The organism is Streptomyces sp. RK62 (genome assembly GCF_018070255.1).
Lineage (GTDB): Bacteria > Actinomycetota > Actinomycetes > Streptomycetales > Streptomycetaceae > Streptomyces > Streptomyces nigra.
On sequence record NZ_JAGPYD010000001.1, the window covers coordinates 740,333 to 765,877 of the forward strand.

Sequence of the window (25,545 nt, forward strand, 5' to 3'; positions counted from 1 at the left end):
TGGTGAAGCAGATGAAGGCTCTCGTGCTGTCCGGTGGCGCCGGTACGCGCCTGAGGCCGATCACGCACACCTCGGCCAAACAGCTGGTCCCGGTCGCCAACAAGGCCGTGCTGTTCTACGGGCTGGAATCGATCGCCGCGGCCGGCATCACCGAGGTCGGTGTGATCGTCGGTGACACCGCCCGGGAGATCCAGGACGCCGTCGGCGACGGCTCCGCGTTCGGCCTGAACGTCACCTACATCCCGCAGGAACGCCCGCTGGGCCTCGCGCACGCCGTGCTCGTCGCCCGTGACTGGCTGGGCGACGACGACTTCGTCATGTACCTCGGCGACAACTTCATCGTGGGCGGCATCAGCGGCGTCGTCGACGCGTTCCGGCGCACCCGCCCCGACGCCCAGATCCTGCTCACCCGGGTCAAGGACCCCCGCCCCTTCGGCGTCGCCGAACTCGACCCCGACGGACGGGTCGTCGGCCTGGAGGAGAAGCCCCGGCACCCCAAGAGCGACCTCGCCCTGGTCGGCGTCTACCTGTTCACGCCCGTCATCCACGACGCCGTCCGCGAGGTCACCCCGTCCTGGCGCGGCGAGCTGGAGATCACCCACGCCCTGCAGCACCTCATCGACGCGCACGCCGACGTACGCAGCACCGTCATCGAGGGCTACTGGAAGGACACCGGGAACGTCGCCGACATGCTGGAGGTCAACCGGACCGTCCTGGAGGGGCTCACCCGCCGGATCGACGGCGAGGTCGACGAGCGGTCGCAGACCGTCGGCCGGGTCGTCGTCGAGGAGGGGGCGCGCATCGTCAACTCCCGCATCGTGGGCCCGGCCGTCGTCGGCTCGGGCACCGTCGTGGAGGACTCCTACGTCGGCCCGTTCACCTCCATAGCGGAGAACTGCCATGTCGCCGACAGCGAACTGGAGTTCTCCATCGTGCTGCGGGACTCCTCCATCCACGGCGTGGGCCGGATCGAGTCCTCCCTCATCGGCCGGCATGTCGAGGTCACCCCCGCGCCCAGTGTGCCCAGCGCCCACCGCCTCGTCCTCGGCGACCACAGCAAGGTGCAGATCCACACATGAACCTCCTCGTCACCGGCGCCGCCGGCTTCATCGGCTCCGCGTACGTCCGCGCCCTGCTCGCCCGGCGCTCCGCCGACGCGCCCCACGTCACCGTGCTGGACAAGCTCACCTACGCCGGCAGCCGGGACAACCTGCCCGCCGACCACCCCCGGCTGACCTTCGTGCGCGGCGACATCCGCGACACCGCCCTCGTCGACAAGCTGATGGCCGAGGCCGGCCAGGTCGTGCACTTCGCCGCCGAGTCCCACGTCGACCGGTCGATCACCGGCGCCGGCGACTTCGTCCTCACCAACGTCGTCGGCACCCAGGTCCTGCTCGACGCCGCCCTGCGCCACGGCGTCGGCCCCTTCGTGCACATCTCCACCGACGAGGTCTACGGCTCCCTCGCCACCGGCTCCGCCCGCGAGAACGACCCCCTGCGCCCCAGCTCGCCGTACTCCGCCTCCAAGGCCTCCGCCGAGCTCCTCGCGCTGTCCTACCACCGCACCCACGGCCTCGACGTACGCGTCACCCGCTGCTCCAACAACTACGGCCCGCGCCAGTTCCCCGAGAAGGTGATCCCGCGGTTCGTCACCCGCCTCCTCGACGGGCACCCCGTGCCCCTGTACGGCGACGGGCGCCACGTCCGCGACTGGCTGCACGTCGACGACCACTGCCACGGCGTCGAACTCGTCCGCACCCGGGGCCGCTCCGGCGAGACCTACAACATCGGCGGCGGCACCGAACTCAGCAACAAGGAGCTGACCGCACTGCTGCTGGACGCCTGCGGCGCCGGCTGGGACCGGGTGGAGCACGTCGAGGACCGCAAGGGCCACGACCTGCGCTACAGCGTCGACTGGACCAAGGCCCGCACCGAACTCGGCTACCGGCCGCGCCGCGACTTCACCACCGGTCTCGCCGAGACCGTCGCCTGGTACCGCGAGAACCGCGCATGGTGGGAGCCGCTGACCCGGCGCGCGGGGGAGGAGGCAGGGGGATGAGGTGGCTGGTCACCGGGGCGGGCGGTCTGCTGGGCCGGGACACGGCCGCCGCACTCCGCGCGCACGGCGAACCGGTGACCGCGCTCGGCCGCGCCGCCCTCGACATCACCGACCCCGCCGCCGTGGACCGCGCCCTCGCCGCCCGCCACCCCGCCCTGGTCGTCAACTGCGCCGCCTACACCGCCGTCGACGACGCCGAGCACGACGAGGAACGCGCCCTGCGCGTCAACGCCGACGGCCCCCGCGTCCTCGCCCGCGCCTGCGCCGCGCACGGCGCCCGGCTGCTCCACGTCTCCACCGACTACGTCTTCGCCGGGGACGCCCACGCCCCCTACCCCGAGGACCACCCGCCCGGCCCCCGCACCGCCTACGGGCGCACCAAACTCGCCGGGGAACGGGCCGTCCTCGCCGAACTCCCGCACGCCGCCGCCGTCGTACGCACCGCCTGGCTGTACGGCGTCCACGGCCCCAGCTTCGTCCGCACCATGATCCGGCTGGAGGCGGACCGTGGCACCGTCGACGTCGTCGACGACCAGCGCGGTCAGCCCACCTGGAGCGCCGACCTCGCCCGGACCCTCGTCCGGCTGGGCCCGCGGGTGGGCCACGACGTCACCGGCGTCCTGCACGCCACCAACGCCGGTGAATCCACCTGGTACGAGCTGGCCCGCGAGGTGTTCGCCGGCCTCGGCGCCGACCCCGCACGGGTGCGCCCGGTCGGCGGTGCCGCCTTTCCCCGGCCCGCGCCCCGCCCCGCGTACAGCGTCCTCGCGCACGGCCGGCTGCGGCGGCTCGGCCTGCCGCCGCAGCGCGACTGGCGCGCCGCCCTGCACGAAGCCCTGCCCGAGATCCGCGAGGAGACCCTTCGTGAAACGCCATGAGTTCCTGAAGGAACTGCACAAGGTCAGCGGCAACCGCACCTACCTGGAGATCGGCGTCAACGACGGCCGCAGCCTGCGCCTGTCCCGCGTGCCCAGCGTCGCCGTCGACCCGGCCTTCAAGGTCGTCACCGAACTCCGCTGCGACGTCCACCTCGTCCGGGCCACCAGCGACGACTTCTTCGCCCGCCCCGACCCCCTGATCCACCTCAAGGGCGGCCGCCACCCGCTGCGCAATCTGCGCCGCGGCCGCCACCCGCTCGGATATTGGCGCCGCCCCGTGATCGACCTGGCGTTCATCGACGGCATGCACCTCTTCGAGTACGCGCTGCGGGACTTCATGAACGTCGAGCGGTACGCCGAATGGACGAGCGTGATCGTCTTCGACGACATGCTGCCGCGCACCACCGACGAGGCGGCCCGCGACCGGCACACGGACGCCTGGACCGGCGACGTCTTCAAACTCGCCGACATCCTGGCCCGGTACCGCCCCGACCTGCTCGCCGTCCCCGTCGACACCCGGCCCACCGGCCAGCTCGTCGTCCTCGGCGCCGACCCCCGCAGCACGGTGCTGCGCGACAAGTACGACGAGATCGTCGCCGACTACGACGTCCCCGACCCGCAGAAGGTCCCCGAGGCCGTCCTCGACCGCACCGGCGCGGTGCCGCCGCGGACCCTGCTGGACGCTGGCTTCTGGGACCCGCTGATCCGCGCCCGGCGCCTGGGCCTGCCGCGCACCCGGGGCTGGGAGCCGCTGCGCGCGGCGGTGGAACGGGCGGTCGCCCCTCGGTAGCCCTTCGGTGTCCTGAGACGCCCTCAGCCCGGCTCCCCACCCCGCATCCGCGCGTACCGCGCCCGGCACGCTTCGTACGACGGCAGGAGCCCCGCCTCCTGGGCCTCGGCCAGCGAGGGGGCCCGCGCGTCCTTGGGCGAGAGGACCGGCGTGAGGCCGTCCGGCCAGGTGATGCCGAGCGCGGGGTCGAGGGCGTCGACGGTGTGCTCGCGGCGCGGGTCGTACCCGGTGGAGCACAGGTAGACCACGGTGGCGTCGTCGGTGAGCGCCATGAAGGCGTGCCCGAGTCCCTCGGCGAGGAACACCGCGCGCCGGCCGTCGTCGTCCAGACGCACCGCCTCCCACTGCCCGAACGTGGGGGAGCCGACGCGGATGTCGGCCACCACGTCGAGGACGGCGCCGCGCACACACGTCACGTACTTGGCCTGTCCGGGCGGTACGTCCGCGTAGTGCAGGCCGCGCAGCACGCCCCGCCGGGAGACCGAGCAGTTCGCCTGCGCCAGAGTCAGATCGTGACCGGTGGCCTCGCGGAACTCCCCACCCCGGTACCACTCGTGGAACGTGCCCCGGTCGTCCTCGAACAGCTGGGGTTCGAGCACCCACGCGCCGTCGATCCCGAGGGGCCGCATCCGTCATCCCCTCCGTGCCCGGGCCCGGGCACGCAGCCGGGCCGCCGTCCGGCCCAGCGCCGTCGCCCGCAGTCGCCGCCGCAGCGGGCCCCGGCCGGGCGCCCGGACCACACGGGCACCGCCGGCCCGCACCCGGAGGGCGACGGGCAACGGCAGGAAGCGCGGCCCCGGCACGCCGAGCGCGAGGCGCCACCTCCCGCCGCGCAGCCGCCCGTCGAGCGGCAGGTCCGCGACGAGGACGGCGCCCGGGCCGTGCGGGCTCAGGACGGCCGGTACGTCGTGACGGATGCCGGCCGCTTCCAGGCGCAGGGGCGCCTCGGCGCCGTCGCCGGGCACGTGCAGCGGGAGCCGGACGCGCAAACGGCCGTCCGTGACGTCGGCGTCGTCCGGGGTGAGCGTGCCGAGCGCGACGCGCCGGGTGGCCCGGTCGACGTCCAGGGCGAGACACGCGTGCGGGGACGTCCAGTACGGCAGGACCGTACGGCCGCCCGACAGCGCGGCGAACGGGGCGGGCCGGTCCGTGCCGGGCGCGGGGCCCAGCCGGCACTCCTTCGTCCAGCCGCCCAGCTTGACCCGTACCACCGCGTCCCACAGCCCGGCACCGGCGAGCCCGGCCGGATCGACCGTGGCCCGCGCGCGCAGCACCAGCCGGAACCGGTCCCCGTCGTCCACCGGCACCCGCTCCCGGGTGACCTCCACCGGCTGGAAGTACTGGGCGCCGCCCGCGCGTTCGCGCAGCAGCAGATCGGCGCCGGCCTGCCCGAACCGGGCCACGGTGTCCGCGCCGACCCACTCCACGGCCGCCGCCAGATCCTCCGGCGGCCCGTCGAGCGGAGGGGCGGACGAGCCGGGGGAGAAGGTCATCGGCGCCCCCGCGACGGTGTACTCGGCGGTGAACCCGACCTTCAGCACGCCGTCCTCCCACTCCACCCGGCCGGGGAGCGCCGTCAGGGCGATGCCGGCCTCCCAGCCGGCGAACTCCTCCACGGCGTCGTAGCGGTCGACGGCGATCAGCGCGGCGACGACCTGCTGCGTGGGCTGCAGCCCGGCCGCGACGCCCGGCCCGAAGCGCTCCACGACGACCTCGTGCATCTGTGTGAACAGCTCCCGCCGGTGGTCGGGCGGCAGATCCAGCAGCCGGCGCCCGCGCATCCGCTCGACCATCTCCACCCGCAGCCACCGCCGGAACAGCCGGTCCCGCAGCGGACCGGGCTCGGTGTACCGCTCGACGACGTCCAGGGCCTCACGGAGGTTCTTGAAGTAGCCGACCGGATCGATGCGCTGGAAACCGGCGTTGGAGGAGTCGTCGCGCCGGACGTGGTAGTAGCAGACGTAGTCGCCGAGCACCGCGACGTTGCCCGCCCGCAGATACGCCTCGGTGACGAAGACGTGGTCCTCCAGACGGCGTCGGCCCTCCGGGAAGCGCAGGCCGGTCGCGTCGAGGAACGCCCGGCGGAACATCTTGTGCGGGGTGAGACTGTCGATCAGCGGGGCGTTCGCCACGGTCGCCCGCGGGTGGTTGCGGCGGAACAGCTCCACCGGCACCCCCCGGCCCCGCCCGGCCATCTTGCCGACGACCACATCGGCGTCCTGGGCCGTACCGTAGGCGTACATCCGCTCCAGGGCCTCGTCGCCCAGATGGTCGTCGTTGTCGACGAACATCACGTACGTGCCGCGCGCGGCGGCGATCCCGACGTTGCGCGGTCTGCCCGACCAGCCGGAGTTCTCCTGGTGGAACACCCTCACCCGGGGGTCCGCGGCGGCCAGTTCGTCCAGCCGCTCCCCGGTGCCGTCGGTGGAGCCGTCGTCGACGAAGATCACCTCGTACGCGTCCGGTGGCATGGACTGCCGCAGCAGGGACGCCACGCACTCCTCGATGTGCGCCCCGGGGTTGTACACGGGGACGACCACGCTCACCTTGACCGGCATCGGCCTCCGAGCCCCCTCCCGTCGCCGGGCGTTTGCGTCAGATTACGGCCTTCGTGGCCGGAAGCCAGCCCTGTGCACCGTATTCGTCCGGTACGGGACGACACCCGGGTGGCACGGGGAGTCCCCGCGCGCGGCCCTGGGCGCCGGTTAGCCTGGCGGCGTGCGTCTGCTCCTGATGTCCGACACCCATCTGCCCAAGCGCGCCAAGGCCCTGCCCGAGCCGCTGCTCGCCGAACTCCCGCGCGCCGACGTGGTGTTCCACGCCGGGGACTGGGTGGACACGGCCACGCTGGACCTGCTGGAGAGCCGCAGCGCACGGCTCGTCGCCGTGTACGGCAACAACGACGGGCCCGGGCTGCGCGCCCGTCTCCCCGAGATCGCGCGGGCCGAACTCGGCGGGCTGCGCTTCGGCGTCGTCCACGAGACGGGCGCCGCCCAGGGCCGCGAGGCGCGGTGCGCGGCCCGCTTCCCCGACCTCGACGTCCTCGTCTTCGGGCACAGCCACATCCCCTGGGACACGACGGCCGCCACGGGGCTGCGGCTGCTCAACCCCGGTTCCCCCACCGACCGGCGCCGTCAGCCGTACTGCACGTACATGACGGCGACCGTCGACGCGGGCGCCCTCACCGACGTGGAGCTGCACCGGCTGCCGCGCCGCTGACCTCCCGTGTCACGCGCCGGGCGAGCCGTCCCGCCGTGGATGGACGGCCCCGTCCGTCGCGGTCAGCGGCCTCCCGCTGCCGCCCCAGCGCAGCGCCACGATCTCGGCGGCCACGGACACGGCGACCTCCTCGGGCGTACGGGCGCCCAGGTCGAGCCCGACCGGTGAGCGCAGCCGCCCCAACTCGGCCTCGCCGAGCCCCGCTTCGGCCAGCCGCCGCATCCGGTCGTCGTGCGTACGGCGGCTGCCCATCGCCCCGATGTACGCGGCCGGCCGGCGCAGCGCCACCTCCAGCAGGGGCACGTCGAACTTCGGGTCGTGGGTGAGGACGCAGATCACCGTGCGCCCGTCGGTGTCCGTACGGCCGAGGTAGCGGTGCGGCCAGTCGACGACCACCTCCGCCTCCGCCGGGAACCGCTCCGGGGTCGCGAAGACCGGGCGGGCGTCGCACACCGTGACCCGGTAGCCGAGGAAGGCCCCGATCCGCGCCACCGCCGCCGCGTAGTCGATCGCGCCGAAGACCAGCATGCGCGGCGGCGGCGCGAACGAGTGCAGGAAGACGGCGACCGCGTCCTCGCGCCGCTCGCCGTGCGGCCCGTAGTGCCGCGTCCCCGTGGCCCCCAGGGCGAGTTCGCCGCGCGCGTCGGCGGTGACCGCCGCGTCGAGCCCGGACGCCCCCAGCGTCCCCGCGACCCGGTCCGGCCACACCGCGAGCGAGGCTCCGCGCGGCGCGGGCCCGTCGGCCACCGTCGCCACGGTCACCGGGCGGCCCGCCGCCACCGACCCCGCCACCTCGCCGAACACCGGATCGCTCGCGGCCGTCACCGGGCGCACCAGCAGCGTGATCTCACCGCCGCAGGTCAGCCCCACCGCGAAGGCGTCCGCGTCGCTGTACCCGAACGTCTCCAGGCGGGCCTCGCCGCTCGCCACGACCTCCTGGGCCAGCTCGAAGACCGCCCCCTCCACACAGCCGCCGGACACGCTGCCCACGACCTCGTCCCCGGGCCCCACGGCCATCGCCGCGCCCGGGTCGCGCGGGGCGCTGCGGCTGGTGGCGACCACCGTGGCCAGCCCGAACGGCAGCCCGGCCGTGTACCAGCCCGCGGTCACCGGGAGGATCTCCCGCATCGCCCGCTCCTCTCACCGCCGCCCCGCAGGGCACCTTTCGGCAGTTCTCGGCACCACCACGATCGCACCGGGTGCCGCCGCGCGCCGGTCGCAAAATCCGTTGCCGCCCCGAGCGCCGTTCTGCTGCACTGATCCGGCACGAACGACCGACGGAGAGGAACCAGGAGCGATCATGCGCCGAGCGTCCATGTCCCCCCAGGCAGGAACCACTCCCTCGCATAAGGACATGACGCTTCGTGCACGTACTGAACCTCGGGATCCTCGCCCATGTCGACGCCGGTAAGACCAGCCTGACCGAGCGCCTCCTGCACTCCGCGGGAGTGATCGACGAACTCGGCAGCGTCGACGCCGGGAACACCCGGACCGACACCCTCGCGCTGGAGCGCCGGCGCGGTATCACCATCAAGTCCGCCGTCGTCTCCTTCGCTCTCGGCGACGCGACCGTCAACCTCATCGACACCCCCGGCCACCCGGACTTCATCGCCGAGGTGGAGCGGGTCCTCGGCGTGCTCGACGGCGCGGTCCTGGTCGTCTCCGCCGTCGAGGGCGTCCAGCCGCAGACCCGGGTGCTGATGCGCACCCTGCGCCGGCTGCGCATCCCCACCCTGGTGTTCGTCAACAAGATCGACCGGCGCGGCGCCTGCCCCGACCGGGTGCTAAGGGCCGTACGCGAACGGCTGACCCCTGCCGTCGTCCCGATGGGCACCGCCCACGGCCTCGGCACCCGCGCCGCCCGCTTCGTCCCCGCTCCACCCGGCCCGGACGCGCTGGACGTGCTGGCCGACCTGGACGACTCCCTGCTCACCGCGTACGTCGAGGGCCGTGTGTCCCCGGACGACGTCCGCGCGGCCCTCGCCGACGGCACCCGGCGGGCCCTCGCCCACCCTGTGTACTGCGGCTCCGCCCACACCGGCGCCGGCGTGGACGCGCTGATCACCGGCATCAGGGACCTCCTGCCCCCGGCGGACGGCGACCCCGGCGGGCCGCTCTCCGGCACCGTCTTCAAGGTCGAACGGGGACCGGCGGGCGAGAAGATCGCCTACGCGCGCCTGTTCTCCGGCACCCTCCGAGTCCGCGACCGCGTCCCGTTCGGCCCGCCCGCCGGTGAGGACGGCTCCCGCGCCGAGGCCCGTGTCACCGCCGTCAGCGTCTTCGACGGGGGCACCGACACCCGGGCCGACGAGGTGCGGGCGGGCAGGATCGCCCGCCTCTGGGGACTGGCCGACGTCCGCATCGGCGACGCCCTCGGGGCACCCCCCACGACGCACGGGCACCTGTTCGCGCCGCCCACCCTGGAGACGGTCGTCGACCCGGCCGACGGCACCGACCGCCGGGCCCTGCACCGCGCGCTCACCCGACTGGCCGAACAGGACCCGCTCATCGGGCTGCGCCACGACGAGATGCGGCAGGAGACCCATGTGTCCCTGTACGGCGAGGTGCAGAAGGAGGTCATCGAGGCCACGCTCGCCGAGGAGTCCGGACTGCGCGTCACGTTCCGCGAGACGACCCCGCTGTGCGTCGAACGGCCGCTGGGCGAGGGCGAGGCGGCCGCGTTCAACCAGAAGGACGGCAACCCGTTCCTGGCCACCGTCGGCCTGCGCGTCGCACCCGCCCCGCCCGGCAGCGGTGTGCGCTTCGGCCTGGAGGTCGAGCTGGGCTCCATGCCGTACGCCTTCTTCAAGGCCGTCGAGGACACCGTGCGCGAGACCCTCGGGCAGGGCCTGTACGGCTGGCGGGTCCCCGACTGCGTGGTCACGATGACGCACTCCGGCTACTCGCCCCGGCAGAGCCACGCCCACCAGGGCTTCGACAAGAGCATGTCCAGCACCGGGTACGACTTCCGGGGGCTGACCCCGCTCGTGCTCATGGAGGCGCTGCGCCGCGCGGGCACCCGGGTGCACGAGCCCGTGCACCGGTTCCGGCTGGAGACCCCGGCCGACACCCTGGCGGCGCTGCTGCCCGCCCTCGCCGGGCTGCGCGCGGTCCCGGCGACCACCACGACCCGCGGCACGGTCTGCGAGCTGGAGGGCACGGTCCCGGCGGCCCATGTGCACGCGCTGGAGCAGCGGCTGCCCGGCCTGACCCGTGGCGAGGCCGAGCTGGAGACCGCCTTCGACCACTACGCCCCCGCCCCGCCCGGCGCGGTGCCCCGCCGCCCGCGCACCGACCTCAACCCCCTGAACCGCAAGGAGTACCTGCTGAACCTGACCCGCCGGGTAGGGGTGTGAGCCCCTACCCGGGGGGCGCGTGCCGAGGGTTCCGGGCCGGTCAGCGGCCCGAGGGGCTGGTCCAGTCGGACTGGACGTGGCCCAGCCGGACCCGCTGGGGGTGGTCGCCGACGGGCACGGAGACCTGCTTGCGTCCGGTGGCGAAGTCGATGGCGGTGACCTGGTCGGTGCCGCTCTCGGAGACCACGCAGGACTTCCCGTCGCCGCTGACCGTGGCCCAGTAGGGCTTCGACGCGGTGACGAGCGGGCCTTCCGTGAGCGTGGTGCGGTCGACGACGGTGGCGTAGTCGTCCATCGTGCCCGCCACGCACAGCTTGGTGCCGTCCGGGCTCATCGAGATGCCGTGGTGGCGGGAGTCGTTGACGAACGTGGTGCGGTCGTCGCTGGTCGCCGGGTTCTTCGGCAGGGTCTTCGTCCGGGTGATCCGGTCCGTGGCGAGGTCGTACTCGAAGAAGCCGTTGAAGAACGACACCTGGAAGTACAGCTTCGACTCGTCCGGCGAGAACACGGCGGGCCGCACCGCGTCGGAGTGGTCCCGCAGGCCCAGGTCGTCCAGTTTGGGCCGCATGTCGAGGACCTTGACCTGCTTGTACGTGGTGGCGTCGACGACGGTGATGCGCCGGTCGCCCTTCGTCCAGTCCAGCCAGGGCGCGTCGGTCTGCGTGTTCACGTCGCCGATCGCCATGTTGTAGATGTACTTGCCGTCCCTGGTGAAGATGTTCTCGTGCGGCTTGTCGCCGGTGGCGAACTTGCCGAGCTCCCGGCCCGTCTCGATGTCCAGTACGTGCACGGTGTTCGACGTGGACGCGGAGACGGCGACCCGTTTGCCGTCGGGGGAGACGGCCATGTGGTCGGCCCGGTAACCGGAGACGGGGAAGCGCCAGTTGACGGCCCCGGTGGCGAGGTCGAGGGAGACCACGTCGGCGAAGCTGGGACGGGAGACGACGACGGACCTCCCGTCCGGGGTGGAGTACATGTCGTCCACGAACTGGTCGTGGCCCTCGCCGACGCTGTTGCGGATCGCCATGAAGTAGATCCACTTGATGGGATTGGCGTTGATCTCCGCCATCCGCGCGTCCTTGTCGGGGATGACGTTGATCCGGCCGATCTTCGCGAAGTCACCGGAGGACTCGATGACTTCGGCGGTGCCGTCCCAGTTGTTGCCGACGAACAGCACCTCCCGCAGGGCGGCGGCGGACGGTTCGGCGGCGGAGGCGGCGGTCGCGGGAGCGGCGACCGTCAGGGCGAGGGCGGCGGCCACGGAGCACAGGTGCCTGGATCTGATGGCAGGCATGACTGCTCTCTTCCTCTGAGGTGGGGCGTCATGAGTGGGGCGTGCCGGAACTGTCGTGAATCTGAACACCTTTGCTTTCAGAATCAACTTACTGAAAAGTAAGGAGGGGGCGCCCTTCTCCACAAGACTGCGTACACGACAAAATTGGCCCGGGATCGGCGCGGCGGCGGGAGGACAGCGTGGCGGGCAGGCTCAGGGCGCCCACCGGCCGCTACGGCGGCAGGTCGGCCGCGGAACGTCAGGCCGAGCGCCGGCGCCGTTTCCTCGACGCGGCACTCCAGCTGTTCGGCGACAGCCCCGGCTACCGGGGCACGACCGTCGCCGCGCTCAGCATGGCCGCGGGTCTGTCGACCCGTCAGTTCTACGAGGAGTTCCGCACGTTGGAGGACGTGCTGGCCGCGCTGCACCTCCAGGTCAACGGCTGGGCGGAGGAGGCCGTCCTGGCCGCGGTGGCCGACGCCGGGCCGCTGCCGCTCGCCGAGCGCGCCACCGCGATCTTCCGCGCCTACGCGGCCAACGTCACCGCCGACCCCCGCCGCATCCGCATCACCTTCGTCGAGATCATCGGCGTCAGCCCCCGACTGGAGGAGCAGCGCCTGGCCCGCCGCGCCCGCTGGGTGGACCTGGTGTGCGCCGAGGTGGCGTCCGCCGTGGCCCGGGGCGAGGCGGCGCCCCGCGACTACCGCCTCGCCGTGACGGCGTTCATCGGCAGCGTCAACGGACTCCTGCACGACTGGAGCGCGGGCTGGGTGGAGGCGACCCTCGACGAGGTCGTCGACGAACTGGTCCGCCTCCTGCTCGGCATCCTCCAGCCGGCCGGCCCCCGGCCCGTGGGACCGTGAGCCGGACGTACCTCCGTCCTCAGGACTGGTCGTACACCGGCACGCCCGGCGCGAAGTGGGCGACGGCCGCGGCGAGCCGGTCCCGGTCCAGGCGCCACCCGTTCACCGCGCGGGACGACATCGCCACCTCGGGCGGCACCGGGACGAGCGCGCCCAGAACGGCACGGGCCGTGGGGCCGTCGCCCGGCAGCGCCGGAGAACCCTCTCTCCGTGTGACGCCGACGTAGGGCAGGGTGGTGCCGCCGCCCACGGTCTGGCGCCAGAACACGAACCCCGTGACATCGCTCCAGGGCACATGGGCCGTCGTCGCCCGGTACCGGGCGGGACTCCCGCCGAGGAGCACACCGGTCTCGTCCACCCGGAAGGCGACCTTGCGGCTCAGCGCCACGAAGGCCATGAACAGCCCGCCCCCGCCGAACAGCGGCAGGCCCAGCACCCGGGCGAACAACGGCATGTCCGGGAGGAGGAGCGCGGCGGTGAACGCGGCGCAGATCGCCAGGATCCCCACCGTCCTGCGGTCCCATCCGTAGCGCGCCTCGTACACGGGCGCCCCGTCGTCGGTCATGCACCGGATCATGACCAGGGCCGGCCCCGGAGGGAAGGCCTAGCGGGGGAACGTGCCCGGAGCGAGACACACGGCCAGGGCACCGGCCCCGAGGGCGCAGGCCGCCAGCCACGCCATGACCAGCCGGCGCCGCAGCCCGCGGTACGCCGTCCGGTACTCCTCGCGCAGCTCGCCGGCCCGGTCCGCCGTGCGCTGCCAGGAGGCGCGGGCCAGCGTCAGATACTCCTCCTCGAACCGGCGCTCCACCTCCTCGCGTTGGGCGAGCGTCAGCCAGTGCAGCGGCTCGCAGAACCGCTCGGCGGCCGTACGACCCTCCGCGCGTGTCGCGGCGAGCAGCAGATGCCCCTCGATGTCGTTCAGGAACCGGTCCGTGACGCTCACAGCGCGGCCACCTCCCGCTCGGGCACGGGCGCCGGATGGTGCAGGTCGAACGCCGGGGACTCCGAACGGATCCGGGGCAGGACGACGAAGTTGTGCCGCGGCGGCGGGCAGGACGTCGCCCACTCCAGCGAACGGCCGTACCCCCAGGGGTCGTCGACGCCGACCGGCTTGCCGTACTTGGCCGTCTTCCAGACGTTGTAGAAGAACGGCAGGAACGACAGGCCCAGCACGAACGAGAAGACGGTCGACAGGGTGTTGAGCGCCGTCAGGCCCTCCACCGCCAGATAGTCCGGGATGCGCCGCTGCATCCCGTTCACCCCCAGCCAGTGCTGGACCAGGAAGGTGCCGTGGAAGCCGATGAACAGCGTCCAGAAGGTGATCTTCCCGAGGCGTTCGTCGAGCAGCTTGCCGGTGAACTTCGGCCACCAGAAGTGGAATCCGGCGAACATCGCGAAGACCACCGTGCCGAAGATGACGTAGTGGAAGTGGGCCACCACGAAGTAGGTGTCCGAGGTCGGGAAGTCCAGCGGGGGAGAGGCCAGCATGACGCCCGTCAGACCTCCGAACACGAACGTCAGCAGGAACCCGAAGGACCACAGCATGGGCGTCTCGAAGGACAACGAGCCGTTCCACATCGTTCCGATCCAGTTGAAGAACTTCACGCCGGTGGGGACGGCGATGAGGAACGTCATGAAGGAGAAGAACGGCAGGAGCACTCCGCCGGTGACGTACATGTGGTGCGCCCACACGGTCACGGACAGACCCGCGATGGCGATGGTCGCCGCGATCAGGCCCATGTAGCCGAACATCGGCTTGCGGGAGAAGACCGGGATGACCTCACTGATGATGCCGAAGAACGGCAGCGCGATGATGTACACCTCCGGGTGTCCGAAGAACCAGAAGAGGTGCTGCCACAGCAACGCTCCGCCGTTGGCCGAGTCGAAGACATGGGCGCCGAACTTGCGGTCCGCCTCCAGCGCGAACAGCGCCGCCGCCAGCACGGGGAAGGCGAGCAGGACCAGGACCGCGGTCAGCAGCACGTTCCACACGAAGATCGGCATGCGGAACATGGTCATGCCCGGCGCGCGCATGCAGATGATCGTGGTGATGAAGTTGACCGAGCCGAGGATCGTGCCGAAGCCGGAGAAGGCCAGACCCATGATCCACATGTCGGCGCCGATGCCCGGCGAGCGGACCGCGTCCGACAGCGGGCTGTAGGCGAACCAACCGAAGTCGGCCGCGCCGTCCGGCGTGAGGAACCCGCCCACCGCGATGAGCGAGCCGAACAGGTACAGCCAGTAGGCGAACATGTTCAGCCGCGGGAACGCCACGTCGGGCGCGCCGATCTGCAGCGGCATGATCCAGTTCGCGAAGCCCGCGAACAGCGGCGTCGCGAACATCAGCAGCATGATCGTGCCGTGCATCGTGAACGCCTGGTTGAACTGCTCGTTCGACATGATCTGCAGACCGGGCCGGGCCAGCTCGGCGCGCATGACCAGCGCCATCACGCCACCGATCACGAAGAACACGAACGACGTGACCAGGTACAGCGTGCCGATCGTCTTGTGGTCGGTCGTCGTCAGCCACCGCACGGCCCGGACGCCCCTGATGTCTCTGATCCTTTTCACACCCCGCCTGTGTCCGCGGGGGGCCCGAGCGTCACACCCGGCCGGGGCGACGAGAATCACCGGGGGAGGGTGTGACGATCCGGCGGGTGCCGGACACGAACGGAGCATGAGCAACGACGAGATCTTCGCCGCTGCCTATCGCGAGCACTACTGGGCGGTCAGCCGCTATGTCGCGCGGCGACTGGACGGCCGGACGAGCGAGGTGGAGGAAGTGGTGGCGGAGGTGTTCACCGTCGCCTGGCGGCGCCGGGACGACCTCCCGGACGCCCCGCTGCCCTGGCTGTACGGCGTGGCACGCAACTGCCTCGCCAACGCGGTACGCGGCTACGGGCGCCGGCGCCGGCTGGTCGACCGCCTCGGCAACGACGACGCGGCGCACGGCCGGCACATCGCGGCCGGCCCCGACGCCGAGCCGCCCGGCGCCTGGGTGCACGACGCGCTGGCCCGGCTGTCCCCGGCCGATCAGGAGGTGCTGCGCCTCGCGGCCTGGGAGGAGCTGGGCGTCGAGGAGATCGCCGTGGTCCTCGGCTGCGGCCGGCGCGCCGCGTCGATGCGGCTGCACCGGGCCCGGCACCGGCTGAAGGCCGAGATCGACCGGCTCCGCCCCGCCCTCACGACCGGTACGACAGCCACGAAGGAGCAGCACCATGGCTGACGAACTCGACCTCCTGCGCGCCGCCGACCCGGTACCGGCCGATCATCCGCGCCTCGGCGACGGACCCCTGGGCCAGCGGGCCGAACGCCTCCTCGCCGATCTGCGGCGCGAGCCGCCCGCCCGCCGCCGGCTCCGGTGGCCGGGTCTGCGCCCCGTCGTCCGCTCCCGGCCGGCCTGGGCGGTCCTGGCCGCCGTCGCCGCGGCCGTCACCCTCAGCCTGGTCGTCGGCGGCACCGCGACCTCGCCCGCCGTGGCCGCCCCCCGCCCCCTCGTCGTACGGGCCGACGCCACCCCGGTGTCCCTGGACGAGCTGGCGCGGCGGGCCCGCGCGGACGCGGCCGTCGGAGGGGACGCCCTGCGCAAGGGCACCCATGTGCAGTCGTGGAGCCTCGCCATGAGCGAGGACAAGCCGCCGATCACCCTCCCCGAGGAGCGGATCGTGCGCTGGAAGCCCGACGGCAGCCACACCGAGCTCGTGGTGGCGACCGACCCGACCCACCCGGGCCGCCCCGTCCTGCGCGACGGCGAGGACGGACCCCGGCTCGTCGAGGACGGGCATGTCCTCAGCCGCCGCTCCTATCCGCGCAGCTGGAGCGACGCCCCGCCCCAGTCCCCGCCGCCGCGTGACGCGACCCGGCTGCGGGCCTGGCTCCAGGAGGCGGCATCGGAACCCGACGGACTCGACACCGGCACCCTCCTCGACGCCGTGGAGCTGATGCTCGACAACTGGACGCTGGGCGCCCGGGAGTCCGCCGCCCTGGCCGAACTGCTCGCCGGCACCGACGGCCTGCGCCCTGCGGGCCGGGTGACCGACCGGCTGGGAAGGCAGGGGCTCGCCTACAGCTACGAGGAGCGCGGTCTCGCCCATCTGCTGATCATGGACCCGCGCACCGGCGCCGTCCTCGGCCTGGAGACGACGTTCACCCGGGCCGACCCGCGGTACGGGGTCAGGCCCGGGGACGTCATGGCGTACAGCGCCTGGATGCGCTGACCGAGGGGCGATCAGGGGCTGCCCAGCCGGCGTTTGTCCTGCTCGTCCCACGCGGTGGTGTCGCGCGGCGTCGCGTACGGCTCCTCCTCCGGGGGATGCCCGCCGGCGATCGCGCGCTGCCGCACCGCCTCGGCGTCGAACTCCAGGCCGAGCAGGATCGCCAGGTTCCCGATCCACAGCCACACCAGGAAGACGATCACGCCGGCCATGGTGCCGTACGTCTTGTTGTACGACGCGAAGTTGGCGACGTACACGGCGAAGCCGCCCGAGGCGATCAGCCAGATCACCAGGGCCAGGGCGCTGCCCGGCGTGACCCACCGGAAGCCGCGCACCTTGGCGTTGGGGGACGCCCAGTAGAGCAGGGCGATCATGGTGGTGACCAGGATCGCCAGGACCGGCCACTTGGCGATGGCCCAGACCGTCAGCGCGGTGTCCCCGATGCCCAGCGTGCTGCCGACCTCCTTGGCCAGCGACCCGGTGAAGACGACGATCAGCGCGCTGATCACGGCCAGCACCATCAGCGCCACCGTCACCCCGAGCCGGACCGGCAGCACCTTCCAGATCGGGCGGCCCTCCGGCATGTCGTAGACGGCGTTCGCCGTGCGGATGAAGGCGGCGACATAGCCGGACGCCGACCACACGGCCAGCAGGATGCCGACCACGGCCATGATCGAACCGAGGCCGCCGTTGCCCTGCAGCTGCTCGACGGCGCCGGTGAGGATGTCCCGGGCCGAGCCGGGGGCCATCTTCTCGATGTTCTCCATCACCTTGTCGGTGGCCGACTTGCCGACCAGCCCGAGCAGGGACACCAGCACCAGCAGGGCCGGGAACAGCGACAGCACGCCGTAGTAGGTCAGCGCCGCCGCGCGGTCGGTCAGCTCGTCGTCCTTGAACTCCCGCAGGGTGCCCTTGAGCGCCGCGAACCACGACCTCTTGGGCATGTCGGTGGGCGAGTCCGGGGCGCGCCCCTCCACCTGGGGATCCGGGCCGAACCGCTCCTGCGTGGTCTCCGCCCCGGTCTCCGGCCCCTGTCCCCGCCCGCCCTCGCCCGGGTCCGGCCGCTCAGCGGACCGTTCCTCGGGCTCCGTGTGCCTGGATGTGAGTCGTCGCGTCATGCACCCCGGGTATCCGGCCCCGTCCGGCTCACGCACGCCCGCGGACCGGAATCGCCCGGTTCGCCCGCCCTCCGAAAATACGGTGACCAGCGGATCGCACACTGTTAACGTCGGGCCCATGAAGGGCAACGGGCACCGACACACCGCAGCCGCGCGAGCGACCGGCTCCCCGGCTGCCCGCGCCTGATCCCACTCTCCCCGGCGGCCGGAAACGGCCGCCGGTGTGTGCCGCCCTTTCCCGGTCGCACCGCGCCTCGCGGCTCTTTCCGGTCTCCACGACCGAAGGACCCTCCGTGATGGACACCGACCAGCTCATGCGCACCTTCACCGACTTCTTCCAGGAGCGCGGCCACCACCGGATCGACGGCGGCAGCCTCCTGCCGCCGCCCGGCGACCCCGTCCTGTTCACCACCTCGGGCATGCACCCCCTCATCCCGCATCTGGAGGGCCGCCCGCACCCGCTCGGGCGGCGCCTCAGCGGCGTCCAGCGCTGCTTGCGCACCACCGACCTCGACGAGGTCGGCGACCGCACCCACCTCACCGTGTTCCAGATGCTGGGCTCGTGGTCACTCGGCGACTACGGCCTCCCGCAGAGCCTGCGCTGGGGCTGCGAGCTGCTGCGCGAAGGCTTCGGCATCCCCCCGGAGCGGATGCACGTCACCGTCTTCGGCGGCAACGACGAGATCGGCCCCGACGATGAATCGCTCGCCACTTGGCGGGAGTTGGGGCTGCCCGTCGAGACGGTCCGGGACGACAACTGGTGGTCCCACGGACCGGCCGGGCTGTGCGGCCCCGACTCCGAGATCTTCGTGTGGACCGGCGGTCCCGGCACCCCGCCCCAGGGCACCCCCACCACCGACCCCCGCTGGGTCGAGGTCTGGAACCACGTCGGGATGCGCCACCACCGCGCCGAGGACGGCACGCTCCAGCCGCTGCGGCAGCCCAACGTCGACACCGGCATGGGGCTGGAGCGGCTGGTGATGCTCCTCCAGGGCCGCGACTCGGTGTACGGGACCGACCTGTTCGAACCGTGGGCCCGGCACCTGCCGCCGCTGTGGAGCCTGGACGAGCGGGGGACCCGGCTCGTCATCGACCATCTGCGGTCCGCCACCGTCGTCATCGGCGACGGCGTCCGGCCGTCGGCCGGCTCACACGGCTACGTCCTGCGCCGCCTCGTCCGCCGGGCCCTCACCACCTTGTGGCGCGACGACCCCTCACGCACCCTCTCCGATCTGCCGCAGGAGCCGCTGCGGCACACCCTGGACCACTTCCGGCTGCCCACCGGGCCGGACGAGGTACGCGGGGTGCTGGACGAGGAGGAGCGCCGGTTCCGCGACCTGGTGCGGCGGGGCCGCCGTGTGCTGGACCGGCCGGAGTTCTCCGGCAAGCTGAGCGACGACGACTACCGCCGCCTGCACGACACGTACGGTCTGCCGCGCGACCTCGTCACGGGCCTGCGGGCCGGCTGACCGGGCGGGGCCCGGGACGGGCGTCCCGGGCCCCCCGGTGAAGCGGAGCGGTTACTCGTCCCACGCCTCGATGATGATCTGCCGTGAGATCTTCCCGTCCCGCAGCGTGATCATGGACTCGGACATCACGTGTACGCCGTCCGCGTACTCGCAGGACTCGCTGTAGGCGGCGTTGTCGCCCTGCACGACGCAGCCCTCCAGCTTGTGCGTCATGTCCCGGCTGTAGACGTCGGTGAGCATGTCGGCGATCTCGTCGCGGCCGCGCAGCACCTTCGGGCTGCTGGGCTGCGCGTTGCGGTTGACCACCCGGATCTCGGCGTCGTCGGTGTAGAGCGACAGAAGGGTGTCCGGGGTGTTCCCCTCCACGGCCCGGCGCAGGGTGTCCGTGTCGAACGAGGGGGTGGTGCTGGTGCCCATGGTGACCTCCTACGAGACCCGCGGCACGACGAAGGGGGCCGCGGCCGCCAGGGCCTCTGCTTCGAGCGTCCTCCGCCCGGCGGGACGGGGCAACCCCGGCCGCGCGCGCTCCGCCTGACGGGTGAGCGGCGCGGGCGGGCCGTGTCCGGCCGAGGCCCGCCCGCGTTGCGCCGGGCATGAAGTCGACACGACGTATCGCAGCCGCCGTCGGCCTGGCCGCCGGTCTCACCGGTCTCGCCGCGCCCCTGGCGGACGCGGCCCCGATGCCCGCCCCGGACGCCGGCCTGCCGAACGCGGTGACCACGCTCGACTCCCTCGCGGCGAGCGGTGTCCCCGCGGACCGTCAGGGCCGGATGCCCCGCCCGTCCGAGCAGCTGACCCGGCTCGACCAGCTCAAGGACCTGAGCCGGGCCAATCGGCCCCAGGAGTTCCGCCCGGTCGACACCCCGGTCACCAGGATGCTGCCCACGCTGTAGGCCAGGTTCGATACGAAGGGCCGCCCCCCAGCCGGGGGCGGCCCTTCGCGTGTGGTCAGCCCGCCGTCGCCAGGAACTGCGTCGCCGCCAGCTCCGCGTACAGCGGGTCGGCCGTCACCAGGTCACGGTGCGTGCCGACCGCCCGGACCCGGCCCGCGTCCATCACCACGATCCGGTCCGCCATCGTCACCGTCGACAGACGGTGCGCCACCACCAGGACCGTCGTCGTCCGGGCGACGTCCGCGACGGTGTCGCGCAGCGCGGCCTCGTTGACCGCGTCCAGCTGCGAGGTCGCCTCGTCCAGGAGCAGCAGCCGGGGGCGGCGCAGCAGGGCGCGGGCGATGGCCACCCGCTGCCGCTCACCGCCCGACAGCCTGGTGCCGCGATGCCCGACCAGCGTCTCCAGACCGCCCGGCAGCCGCGCCACCAGTCCGTCCAGCCGGGTCGTCTTCAGCACCCGGGCCAGGTCGGCGTCGTCCGCGTCGGGGTTGCCCAGCAGCAGATTGTCCCGCAGGGAGCCGGACAGGACCGGCGCGTCCTGCTCGACGTAGCCGATCGCGGAGCGCAGCACCGGCAGCTCCCAGTCCGCCAGGTCCCGGCCGTCGAGCGTGATCGTCCCGGACTCCGGGTCGTAGAACCGCTCGATGAGGGAGAACACCGTCGTCTTGCCCGCGCCGGAGGGGCCGACGAACGCGGTCATGCCTTGCGCGGGCACGGCGAACGTCACCCCATGGTGGACGTAGGGCGCGTCGTCGCCGTACCGGAAGCGCACGTCGTCGAAGGCCAGCGCGGCCGGACGGGCGCCGGGGGAGGGCAACGGGGCGGGGGCGGCGGCCGGTTCGGCGGGCAGGCTCAGCGCCTCCTGGATCCGCGCGAGCGCCGCCGAACCCGTCTGGTACTGCGTGATAGCGCCGACGACCTGCTGGATCGGCGACATCAGATAGAAGACGTACAGCAGGAACGCCACCAGGGTGCCCACGTCGATCGCGCCGGTCGCCACTCGGGCGCCGCCGATCGCGAGCACGGTGATGAACGCGAGCTGCAGGGCGAGCCCGGCCGTGTTGCCCGCCGCGGCCGACCACTTGGCGGCCCGCACACTCTGCCGCCAGGACTCCTCGGCGGCCGTGTGCAGCGTCCGCTCCTCGCGGTCCTCGGCACCGGACGCCTTGACCGTGCGCAGCGCGCCCAGGATGCGCTCCAGCGAGGCCCCCATCACGCCGACCGCGTCCTGCGCCTGCCGGCTGGCCCGGTTGATGCGCGGCACGATGACCCCGAGGACCGTGCCGGCGACGAGGATCACGGCGAGCGTGACCCCGAGCAGCACGGGGTCCACCACGCCCATCAGGACCAGCGTCGCCACCAGCGTGAGCCCGCCGGTGCCCAGACCCACCAGGGAGTCCGTCGTCACCTCGCGCAGCAGGGTGGTGTCCGAGGTGATGCGCGCCATCAGATCGCCGGGCTCGGTGCGGTCGACGGCGGTGATGCGCAGCCGCAGCAGATACGACGACAGGGCCCGCCGCGCGCCGAGCACGACGGACTCGGCGGTGCGGCGCAGCACGTACGAACCCAGTGCCCCCACCGCCGCGTTGGCCACTACCAGGGCGGACATGAGCAGCAACGCCCCGGCGATGGCCCGGTCGTGGGACAGGTCGTCGATCAGGTCCCGTGCCACCAGCGGAAGCAGCAGCCCGGTGGCCCCGGTGAGGAGGGAGAGCGCGGCGCCCGTGAGCAGGGCCCAGCGGTGCGGGCGGACGTAGCCCAGCAGCAGGCGCCAGGTGGGCGGCGCGGTCTCGGTCTCGGCGATGCTCACGGGGCTCCTCGGCGTCGGGCGGAGCCTTCAGGCTACGTCGGGCCGCCACGCCCGCCCGAGGGGTTTTTCCGGGCCCGGCGGGCCCACGGCTCAGTCCCGCGGTGCCGCCGTGCGCCGGTCCAACTCGGCCAGTGTGGCGTCGAGATCGGCGGCGCGGGGGCGGTTGTGCGGCAGCCGCGCGAGGACCGCCGCCATGCCGCAGGTGTCGGTGAGCGCCGAGAAGACCAGGCCGCCCGCGACACCGGCGGACAGCAACAGCCAGGCCGGGTGCAGCAGTCCGAGGGCGATGCCGGTCAGGACGATCGTGCCCGCCGTGAAGCGGACCTGACGTTCCATCGCCCAGCCGGCCCGCGCGCCCGACTCGGGGCGGCGCAAGGCGTGCCCGTCCGCGGCCCAGCCCTGGGTGCCGCCGGTCAGCGTCAGCGCCGTCACCCCCTGCTCGGCGAGGAGCCGGCAGGCGTTCTCCGAGCGGGCGCCCGAGGCGCACACCACCAGTAGCTCCCCGGCGGGCAGCCGCCGCAGGGCCGGCAGGGCCGAGGGCAGCCGGTCCAGGGGCACGTTCAGGGCGCCGGGCAGATGGCCCGCCGCGTACTCGCCGGGCGTGCGGACGTCGACGACGGTCAGCTCCGACAGCCGGGCGCGGGCTTCGCCGACGCCGAGGGCCGTGGGGGTCAGGGGAGCGTTCATGGGGGAGGGGTTCCTTTCGGGCAAGGGAGTAATATACCCCTACGGGTATAAGGAGGAGTGAGCGTGGAGCTTCAGTTCGAGGGCGACGACCTCAAGTCCGTGCTGAACCGGCTGCGCCGGGCACAGGGACAGATCTCCGGCGTGATCAAGATGATCGAGGAGGGCCGGGACTGCGAGGACGTCGTGACACAGCTCGCCGCCGCCTCCCGTGCCCTCGACCGGGCCGGCTTCGCCATCATCGCGACGGGCCTCCAGCAGTGCCTGACCGACGTGGAGAAGGGCCGCGCGAACGGCGAGACGACGGAGCAGATGAAGGCACGCCTGGAGAAGCTGTTCCTCTCGCTGGCGTAGACCGCCGCATCGGCCGGCCCGTCACAGGACGGCATCGGCCAGCATGACGGCGGCCACCGCCAGCAGGGCGCACGCGAAGATCCGCTGGAGCGTGCCGCCGGAGACCTTCTCGGCCAGCCGTCGGCCGTCCCAGGCGCCGAGCACCGCCGCCGCGGCGAACGGCCCCACGGCCGGCCAGTCGACCGTCGCCGCCGAGCCGGCCCGGCCGCCCAGCGCGACCAGCGCGTTGACGGTGATGACCAGCAGACTGGTGCCCACCGCGGCCCGCATACGCAGCCCCACCACACCCACCAGCGCCGGTACGGCGAGGAAACCGCCGCCGACCCCGAGCACCCCCGTCACCGCGCCGAGCCCGGCCCCGGCCCGCACGACCCGCGCGCGGCGCACCGGCACCTCCGGGTGCCGTACGGTCGCCGACGGCTTGAGCATCCGCAGCGCCGCGAGCGCGGCGATCACCGCGAAAGCACCGGTCAGCAGGTGGGACGGCAGCCGCCCGGACAGGGCGCCGCCGAGCGCGGCGGGGACCAGGCCCGCCGCCGCGAACAGCGCGCCCGCCCGCCAGCGGACCGTGCCCCGGCGGGCGTGCGCCGCGAGGGCCGACGCCGAGGTGACCGCCACGACGACCAGGCTCGCGGTGGCGGCCTCCGCCGGGGCCAGACCGAGCAGATACATCAGCGCGGGCACCGCCAGCATGCTGCCGCCGCCACCCAGCGCCCCGAGCGCGAGCCCGGTCACACCGCCCGCGAGCAGCCCCAGGACGAGCGCGCTCACCGGAGCGGTTCCGGCGCACAGGGCGTGACGGGATCGCGCGGGCGCCTACCGGTCACGGCCGGCGCCCGCTTCCGCCACGACGGGCAGCCCCGCCTCGGCCCAGGCCCGCATACCGCCGAGCACGTCCACGACGTCCACGCCCCGTGCCGTGAGCAGGGCGGCGGCGTCCCGGGAGCGCCGGCCCGAGCGGCAGATCGCGACGACGGGACGGCCCTCGGCGGCGGACGGCAGGGGCGCGCCCGCCTCCAGGGCGGCGAGCGGTACGGACAGCGCGCCGGGCGCGTGCCCGTCGGCCCATGCCTCGGGCTCCCGTACGTCGAGCAGGACGGCGTCCGTACGCGCCAGGGCCTCGGCCGGGGTGACGCGGGCCATGGGCAGCCCGGCCTCCCGCGCGGCGGAGAACGCGTCGTCGACCGCGACGACCTCGCGCCCCACGGCGTCCAGCAGGGACGCGGCGATCGCGGCCCGGGCCCCGGCGGCGCAGTGCACCCACACGGTGCCGTCCGGTATCCCGGCGAGGCGGTCGCGCAGCAGATGCAGCGGGATGTGCACCGAGCCCTTGATGTACCCGGACGCCCGCTCGCTGTCCCGGCGGACGTCGAGGATCACGGCGTCGTCCGCGGCGGCCAGCTCGGCGAAGCCGGCCCGGCGGAAGGAGCGCAGCGGCTCATCGCCCGCCGTCCAGTCGGCCGGGGAGCCGGTCGCCGCGGCGACCGGCCGGTCGATGCCGACCCGGACCAGCTCGCGCTGCGCCTCGGCGAGCCGCTCCGGTGTCTCGGCGAGGAGCGTGACGGGCCTGCCCCACGGCAGCAGCCAGGCCAGCAGGGCCGCGAACTGCCCCTCGGCGGCGAAGTTGAGGGAGCCGGGAACATGGCCTTCGGCGAAGGCGACCCGGTTGCGCAGGTCCACGACCCACTCCCCGGCGGCCAGCCGCGCCGCGATCTCCTCGGCGCCGGCGAGCCGCGGGGGCGTCAGGTTTACCGGGACCGGGCCGTGCGTGTTCGCCGGGGCCATGTGTGCGTAGTACGCGGGGATGTCGTCCAGGCCCGCGAGCAGCTCGGCGACGAAGGTCTCGACGTCCTTCAGCAGGGCGTCGTTGATCTTCCGTTCACGCCCGATCGTCGTGTCCGTCCCGCCGTCCGCCTGGGTCGCGGCGCACAGGCTGCCGAAGCCGTGGGTGGGCAGGACCGCCGTCTCGTCGGGCAGTTCGGCGGCGAGCCGGTGCGCGGAGTCGTACTGGGCGCGCGCCAGCCGGGCGGTGAGCGCGGGCTCGACCAGGTCGGGCCGGCCCACGGTGCCGATCAGCAGTGAGCCGCCGGTGAACACGGCGACCGCGCGACCGGACTCCTCCAGGACGTACGAGGTGTGGTGCGGGGTGTGGCCGGGGGTGGCCAGCGCCCGCAGGGCGAGACCGGCGTCGATGCGGACGCGGTCGCCGTCGGCTACCGGGGTCCGCTCGAACGCCACATGGGCGGCGGCCGGGACGAGGTAGCGGGCGCCGGTGAGGCGGGCCAGCTCCAGGCCCCCGGACACATAGTCGTTGTGCACATGTGTCTCGACCACATGTGTGACGCGCACACCGCGCCGCGCGGCGGCGGCGATCACCCGGTCGACGTCCCGCGGCGGATCGACGACGGCCGCGGCGTCCGCGCCGCCCACCAGATAGCCGCGGTTGCCGAGTCCCGGTGTCTCGATGGTGTCGACGAAGTACACGACGGCACTCCTCTCCTTCTGATCCTCCGCTGTTTACCCCCGGGGGTATATGACCACGATAGCAGAGGTACCCCCGGG

Annotated in this window: 25 protein-coding genes; 12 read left to right on the forward strand and 13 right to left on the reverse strand. The window is 73.3% G+C overall.

Going from position 1 to position 25,545, the window contains the following annotated elements:
• Positions 1-11: 11 nt before the first annotated feature.
• The 4 genes from KBY32_RS03270 to KBY32_RS03285 are packed head-to-tail and all read left to right on the forward strand — an operon-like array spanning position 12 to position 3,727.
• Complete coding sequence (locus KBY32_RS03270; RefSeq protein ID WP_055624489.1) at positions 12-1,079, forward strand: glucose-1-phosphate thymidylyltransferase; 1,068 nt, start codon at positions 12-14, stop codon at positions 1,077-1,079.
• Positions 1,076-2,059, forward strand: a complete 984-nt coding sequence (rfbB, locus tag KBY32_RS03275) for a dTDP-glucose 4,6-dehydratase (protein ID WP_210978773.1) — start codon at positions 1,076-1,078, stop codon at positions 2,057-2,059. The genes KBY32_RS03270 and rfbB overlap by 4 nt, the downstream gene beginning before the upstream one ends.
• Positions 2,056-2,937, forward strand: a complete 882-nt coding sequence (gene rfbD / locus KBY32_RS03280; protein WP_210978774.1) for a dTDP-4-dehydrorhamnose reductase — start codon at positions 2,056-2,058, stop codon at positions 2,935-2,937. Before rfbB ends, rfbD begins: the two co-directional genes overlap by 4 nt.
• Positions 2,924-3,727 (forward strand): class I SAM-dependent methyltransferase, encoded by an 804-nt coding sequence (locus tag KBY32_RS03285; RefSeq protein ID WP_210978775.1) that lies wholly within the window; start codon positions 2,924-2,926, stop codon positions 3,725-3,727. Before rfbD ends, KBY32_RS03285 begins: the two co-directional genes overlap by 14 nt.
• A 23-nt stretch (positions 3,728-3,750) precedes the next feature.
• Here the strand turns inward: KBY32_RS03285 and rfbC are convergent, their stop codons facing one another.
• Both rfbC and KBY32_RS03295 read right to left on the reverse strand, forming a co-directional pair.
• The gene (rfbC, locus tag KBY32_RS03290; RefSeq protein ID WP_210978776.1) at positions 3,751-4,356 is read right to left on the reverse strand and encodes a dTDP-4-dehydrorhamnose 3,5-epimerase; all 606 of its coding nucleotides are present in this window, start codon (positions 4,354-4,356) and stop codon (positions 3,751-3,753) included.
• Between the two features lie 3 nt (positions 4,357-4,359).
• Complete coding sequence (locus KBY32_RS03295) at positions 4,360-6,285, reverse strand: glycosyltransferase (RefSeq protein ID WP_210978777.1); 1,926 nt, start codon at positions 6,283-6,285, stop codon at positions 4,360-4,362.
• A gap of 160 nt (positions 6,286-6,445) precedes the next feature.
• Between KBY32_RS03295 and KBY32_RS03300 the strand changes: the two genes are divergently transcribed.
• Positions 6,446-6,946 carry a metallophosphoesterase gene (locus KBY32_RS03300; protein WP_210978778.1) on the forward strand — a complete coding sequence of 167 codons (501 nt, stop codon included), beginning with the start codon at positions 6,446-6,448 and terminating at the stop codon, positions 6,944-6,946.
• 9 nt (positions 6,947-6,955) lie between these two features.
• On the opposite strand, the gene KBY32_RS03305 is transcribed toward KBY32_RS03300, so the two are convergent.
• Positions 6,956-8,074 (reverse strand): XdhC/CoxI family protein, encoded by a 1,119-nt coding sequence (locus KBY32_RS03305; RefSeq protein ID WP_210978779.1) that lies wholly within the window; start codon positions 8,072-8,074, stop codon positions 6,956-6,958.
• 236 nt (positions 8,075-8,310) lie between these two features.
• Between KBY32_RS03305 and KBY32_RS03310 the strand changes: the two genes are divergently transcribed.
• The gene (locus tag KBY32_RS03310; RefSeq protein ID WP_210978780.1) at positions 8,311-10,302 is read left to right on the forward strand and encodes a translation factor GTPase family protein; all 1,992 of its coding nucleotides are present in this window, start codon (positions 8,311-8,313) and stop codon (positions 10,300-10,302) included.
• A gap of 40 nt (positions 10,303-10,342) precedes the next feature.
• Here the strand turns inward: KBY32_RS03310 and KBY32_RS03315 are convergent, their stop codons facing one another.
• On the reverse strand, positions 10,343-11,596 hold the full coding sequence (locus tag KBY32_RS03315) for a YncE family protein (protein WP_210978781.1): 1,254 nt from the start codon (positions 11,594-11,596) through the stop codon (positions 10,343-10,345).
• Positions 11,597-11,775: 179 nt separating this feature from the next.
• On the opposite strand from KBY32_RS03315, the gene KBY32_RS03320 reads away from it, so the two are divergent.
• Positions 11,776-12,438 (forward strand): TetR/AcrR family transcriptional regulator, encoded by a 663-nt coding sequence (locus tag KBY32_RS03320; RefSeq protein WP_210978782.1) that lies wholly within the window; start codon positions 11,776-11,778, stop codon positions 12,436-12,438.
• A 19-nt stretch (positions 12,439-12,457) separates the two neighbouring features.
• Here the strand turns inward: KBY32_RS03320 and KBY32_RS03325 are convergent, their stop codons facing one another.
• From KBY32_RS03325 to ctaD, 3 genes are read right to left on the reverse strand one after another with little or no spacing between them, the layout of a single operon-like run.
• Positions 12,458-13,003 (reverse strand): hypothetical protein, encoded by a 546-nt coding sequence (locus KBY32_RS03325; RefSeq protein ID WP_210978783.1) that lies wholly within the window; start codon positions 13,001-13,003, stop codon positions 12,458-12,460.
• A 39-nt stretch (positions 13,004-13,042) separates the two neighbouring features.
• Positions 13,043-13,384 (reverse strand): hypothetical protein, encoded by a 342-nt coding sequence (locus KBY32_RS03330; protein ID WP_210978784.1) that lies wholly within the window; start codon positions 13,382-13,384, stop codon positions 13,043-13,045.
• Positions 13,381-15,120: a cytochrome c oxidase subunit I gene (ctaD, locus tag KBY32_RS03335; RefSeq protein ID WP_374224895.1), complete on the reverse strand. Its 1,740-nt coding sequence runs from the start codon at positions 15,118-15,120 to the stop codon at positions 13,381-13,383. Before ctaD ends, KBY32_RS03330 begins: the two co-directional genes overlap by 4 nt.
• Between ctaD and KBY32_RS03340 the strand changes: the two genes are divergently transcribed.
• Positions 15,119-15,667, forward strand: coding sequence for an RNA polymerase sigma factor (locus tag KBY32_RS03340; protein ID WP_210978786.1), 549 nt, complete (start codon positions 15,119-15,121; stop codon positions 15,665-15,667). The genes ctaD and KBY32_RS03340 overlap by 2 nt on opposite strands.
• Positions 15,660-16,658: a CU044_5270 family protein gene (locus KBY32_RS03345; protein ID WP_210978787.1), complete on the forward strand. Its 999-nt coding sequence runs from the start codon at positions 15,660-15,662 to the stop codon at positions 16,656-16,658. The genes KBY32_RS03340 and KBY32_RS03345 overlap by 8 nt, the downstream gene beginning before the upstream one ends.
• Positions 16,659-16,669: 11 nt before the next feature.
• On the opposite strand, the gene KBY32_RS03350 is transcribed toward KBY32_RS03345, so the two are convergent.
• The gene (locus KBY32_RS03350) at positions 16,670-17,773 is read right to left on the reverse strand and encodes a YihY/virulence factor BrkB family protein (protein WP_079033840.1); all 1,104 of its coding nucleotides are present in this window, start codon (positions 17,771-17,773) and stop codon (positions 16,670-16,672) included.
• A 296-nt stretch (positions 17,774-18,069) separates the two neighbouring features.
• Here KBY32_RS03350 and KBY32_RS03355 point away from each other — a divergent pair, with 296 nt between their 5' ends.
• On the forward strand, positions 18,070-19,242 hold the full coding sequence (locus tag KBY32_RS03355; RefSeq protein WP_210978788.1) for an alanine--tRNA ligase-related protein: 1,173 nt from the start codon (positions 18,070-18,072) through the stop codon (positions 19,240-19,242).
• Between the two features lie 51 nt (positions 19,243-19,293).
• Here KBY32_RS03355 and KBY32_RS03360 read toward each other — a convergent pair whose 3' ends face one another.
• Entirely contained in the window at positions 19,294-19,659 is a 366-nt protein-coding gene (locus KBY32_RS03360; protein WP_055624449.1) for a nuclear transport factor 2 family protein, read from the reverse strand.
• Between the two features lie 176 nt (positions 19,660-19,835).
• On the opposite strand from KBY32_RS03360, the gene KBY32_RS03365 reads away from it, so the two are divergent.
• Positions 19,836-20,135 (forward strand): hypothetical protein, encoded by a 300-nt coding sequence (locus KBY32_RS03365; protein WP_055624448.1) that lies wholly within the window; start codon positions 19,836-19,838, stop codon positions 20,133-20,135.
• Between the two features lie 55 nt (positions 20,136-20,190).
• Here the strand turns inward: KBY32_RS03365 and KBY32_RS03370 are convergent, their stop codons facing one another.
• Both KBY32_RS03370 and KBY32_RS03375 read right to left on the reverse strand, forming a co-directional pair.
• Positions 20,191-21,945 carry an ABC transporter ATP-binding protein gene (locus tag KBY32_RS03370; protein ID WP_210978789.1) on the reverse strand — a complete coding sequence of 585 codons (1,755 nt, stop codon included), beginning with the start codon at positions 21,943-21,945 and terminating at the stop codon, positions 20,191-20,193.
• 90 nt (positions 21,946-22,035) lie between these two features.
• Complete coding sequence (locus KBY32_RS03375; protein WP_210978790.1) at positions 22,036-22,632, reverse strand: rhodanese-like domain-containing protein; 597 nt, start codon at positions 22,630-22,632, stop codon at positions 22,036-22,038.
• 63 nt (positions 22,633-22,695) lie between these two features.
• On the opposite strand from KBY32_RS03375, the gene KBY32_RS03380 reads away from it, so the two are divergent.
• Entirely contained in the window at positions 22,696-22,983 is a 288-nt protein-coding gene (locus tag KBY32_RS03380; protein ID WP_055624445.1) for a metal-sensitive transcriptional regulator, read from the forward strand.
• A gap of 21 nt (positions 22,984-23,004) precedes the next feature.
• On the opposite strand, the gene KBY32_RS03385 is transcribed toward KBY32_RS03380, so the two are convergent.
• Together KBY32_RS03385 and KBY32_RS03390 are read right to left on the reverse strand one after the other, a co-directional pair.
• Positions 23,005-23,754, reverse strand: a complete 750-nt coding sequence (locus tag KBY32_RS03385; RefSeq protein WP_210978791.1) for a sulfite exporter TauE/SafE family protein — start codon at positions 23,752-23,754, stop codon at positions 23,005-23,007.
• Between the two features lie 45 nt (positions 23,755-23,799).
• Positions 23,800-25,467, reverse strand: coding sequence for a rhodanese-like domain-containing protein (locus KBY32_RS03390; RefSeq protein ID WP_210978792.1), 1,668 nt, complete (start codon positions 25,465-25,467; stop codon positions 23,800-23,802).
• Positions 25,468-25,545 lie beyond the last annotated feature (78 nt).

What these genes read in the sequence shown, in the direction of transcription:
- KBY32_RS03295 (WP_210978777.1), bottom strand. Translation starts at nt 6,285, where the DNA reads ATGCCGGTCAAGGTGAGCGTGGTCGTCCCCGTGTACAACCCCGGGGCG.
- rfbC (WP_210978776.1), bottom strand. Translation starts at nt 4,356, where the DNA reads ATGCGGCCCCTCGGGATCGACGGCGCGTGGGTGCTCGAACCCCAGCTG.
- KBY32_RS03345 (WP_210978787.1), top strand. Translation starts at nt 15,660, where the DNA reads ATGGCTGACGAACTCGACCTCCTGCGCGCCGCCGACCCGGTACCGGCC.
- ctaD (WP_374224895.1), bottom strand. Translation starts at nt 15,120, where the DNA reads ATGCTCCGTTCGTGTCCGGCACCCGCCGGATCGTCACACCCTCCCCCG.
- KBY32_RS03270 (WP_055624489.1), top strand. Translation starts at nt 12, where the DNA reads ATGAAGGCTCTCGTGCTGTCCGGTGGCGCCGGTACGCGCCTGAGGCCG.
- rfbB (WP_210978773.1), top strand. Translation starts at nt 1,076, where the DNA reads ATGAACCTCCTCGTCACCGGCGCCGCCGGCTTCATCGGCTCCGCGTAC.
- KBY32_RS03360 (WP_055624449.1), bottom strand. Translation starts at nt 19,659, where the DNA reads ATGGGCACCAGCACCACCCCCTCGTTCGACACGGACACCCTGCGCCGG.
- rfbD (WP_210978774.1), top strand. Translation starts at nt 2,056, where the DNA reads ATGAGGTGGCTGGTCACCGGGGCGGGCGGTCTGCTGGGCCGGGACACG.
- KBY32_RS03355 (WP_210978788.1), top strand. Translation starts at nt 18,070, where the DNA reads ATGGACACCGACCAGCTCATGCGCACCTTCACCGACTTCTTCCAGGAG.
- KBY32_RS03305 (WP_210978779.1), bottom strand. Translation starts at nt 8,074, where the DNA reads ATGCGGGAGATCCTCCCGGTGACCGCGGGCTGGTACACGGCCGGGCTG.
- KBY32_RS03325 (WP_210978783.1), bottom strand. Translation starts at nt 13,003, where the DNA reads ATGACCGACGACGGGGCGCCCGTGTACGAGGCGCGCTACGGATGGGAC.
- KBY32_RS03350 (WP_079033840.1), bottom strand. Translation starts at nt 17,773, where the DNA reads ATGACGCGACGACTCACATCCAGGCACACGGAGCCCGAGGAACGGTCC.
- KBY32_RS03365 (WP_055624448.1), top strand. Translation starts at nt 19,836, where the DNA reads ATGAAGTCGACACGACGTATCGCAGCCGCCGTCGGCCTGGCCGCCGGT.
- KBY32_RS03315 (WP_210978781.1), bottom strand. Translation starts at nt 11,596, where the DNA reads ATGCCTGCCATCAGATCCAGGCACCTGTGCTCCGTGGCCGCCGCCCTC.
- KBY32_RS03340 (WP_210978786.1), top strand. Translation starts at nt 15,119, where the DNA reads ATGAGCAACGACGAGATCTTCGCCGCTGCCTATCGCGAGCACTACTGG.
- KBY32_RS03375 (WP_210978790.1), bottom strand. Translation starts at nt 22,632, where the DNA reads ATGAACGCTCCCCTGACCCCCACGGCCCTCGGCGTCGGCGAAGCCCGC.